Origin of the sequence: Streptomyces sp. SID14436 (assembly GCF_010548465.1) — a bacterium.
Lineage (GTDB): Bacteria > Actinomycetota > Actinomycetes > Streptomycetales > Streptomycetaceae > Streptomyces.
The window spans coordinates 1-1690 of sequence record NZ_JAAGMD010000015.1; the positions used below are offsets into that span (position 1 = coordinate 1).

Genomic DNA, 1690 nt, shown 5'->3' on the forward strand with positions numbered 1-1690 from the left:
CGCGGCGCGGGTACGTCCCGCTCGGGCGACCTCGCCGGCGCTCCGGTGCGGGCGCGCGGCGGGGCCGGGGCGGCCGTGCGGGCCCTGCGGGGTTCGGGGACCGGCGACTGCGGTGCGGAAGGGCCCAGTCGCAGTTCGTATTCACCCGTGTTCGGGTTGAGCACCCACTGGTCTGCGGGGTCGATGTTCTCCGCCCGCCCACGGCTTTGCGCGTCCACGGTCGCCTGAATCCTCCGTCGGGGCCACGCGGCGCCTTTCCCCTCCCAAGGCGCTCGGGTCTCGGTGTCACGGCGCGCGACCTCAGGACCGAGCCGGAGGACCGGCGCACCGGATCGGCTCACACTAACGGCACGGATCAGTTCTGGGCGACGCCGGTGACACATTCCACGCGTCTACAAGCGGGCAATTCGCCCATTTCTCTGGACAACGCCCGCCCGCCCGGGAGTTGTCTTGCCCCGGTCTTTACGTACAGCTGTCCTCGGCGGCCGTGTTCCCGGAGAAGGTGGGTGCGGGCGACGTGCTGTCCGACGGTTCCCCGGGCGCCTTTCCCGCGGCCTTTCCGTCACGCTGCGTATCGCCGTCGTACGGCTTTCCGTACGGCTTCCCGTGCGCCTTCTCGCCGGAGGAACCGGCGGAGAGGGATCCGCTTTTCCCGGTGGAACTCCGCGCGGCGCCCTGCGCCACGACCAGCGGCGCGTCACCGCGCAGACGCTCGAACAGTTCCCGCGCGGCCGGCTGCACCAGCTGGTCCCGATTGGCGTCGTGGACGTACGACTCCCGGGGCACGGTGAGGAATTGCACCCGTTCCGTGGGGATGTCCCGCAGCCCGCGCACGAGTTCGTACAAACCACGCAGACTCGCCAGACCGGGATCGGTGGTGAGCGACGAGGTGGCCGCGTCCAGAACGGGATACAGCTTCGCCGGATTCAGCAGTACGTCATTGCTGCGGACCTTGTTGACGAGCGCCCCGAGGAAGCGCTGCTGGCGTTCCATCCGGTCGGTGTCACTTCCGTTGCCGAGCGACTTGCGGGCCCGCACATAACCGAGTGCCTGCTCCCCGTTCAGCGTCACCCGCCCGGCGGGCAGGCTCAGGGCGGCGTCCTTGTCCTCGATGGGCCGCCGCAGGCACACCTCGACCCCGTCGACGGCGTCGACCATCTTCTTGAACCCGTGGAAGTCGACGACGACATGATGGTCGACGCGGACATTCGTGAGTTTCTCCACGGTCCGGATGGCGCAGGCCGAACCGCCCACCGCGAACGCCTGGTTGAACATCGTGAACATCGGCCGGGTGCGCTTGCCGTCCGGGCGCAGGCAGCCCGGCACCTCCACCATCAGGTCGCGCGGCAGGGACACCGCGGTCGCGCTGTGCCGCTCGGCCGACAGGTGCAGCAGGATGGCGGTGTCCGACCGCTCCGTGCCCGAGTCCCGCCCGTAGCGGGCGTTGTCGTCGCCGGACCGCGAGTCGGAGCCGATGAGCAGGATGTTCTGGGCGTCCTTCACCAGCGAGGTCGGCCGCTCCTTCTCGAACCGCGCGAGTTCGGCCGCGGCGGCCTCGTCCGGGGTGATGTTCCCCTCCAGCTTGGCGTACACCGCCCAGCCCGCGCCGGCGCCGGCCACCAGCACCCCGGCGGCCGACAGCGCGCCGATCCGCATCCACCGCCGGCGCCTGCGCCGGACCAGACCGGGC

1 protein-coding gene and 1 pseudogene are annotated in these 1690 nt (G+C 70.8%); both read right to left on the reverse strand.

Annotated elements, in window-relative coordinates; translation table 11 throughout:
• Positions 1 to 218: pseudogene (locus tag G3I53_RS33120) on the reverse strand (LytR family transcriptional regulator); the annotation flags it as partial.
• Positions 219 to 462: 244 nt separating this feature from the next.
• On the reverse strand, positions 463 to 1683 hold the full coding sequence (locus G3I53_RS00600; protein WP_239063440.1) for an LCP family protein: 1221 nt from the start codon (positions 1681 to 1683) through the stop codon (positions 463 to 465).
• Positions 1684 to 1690 lie beyond the last annotated feature (7 nt).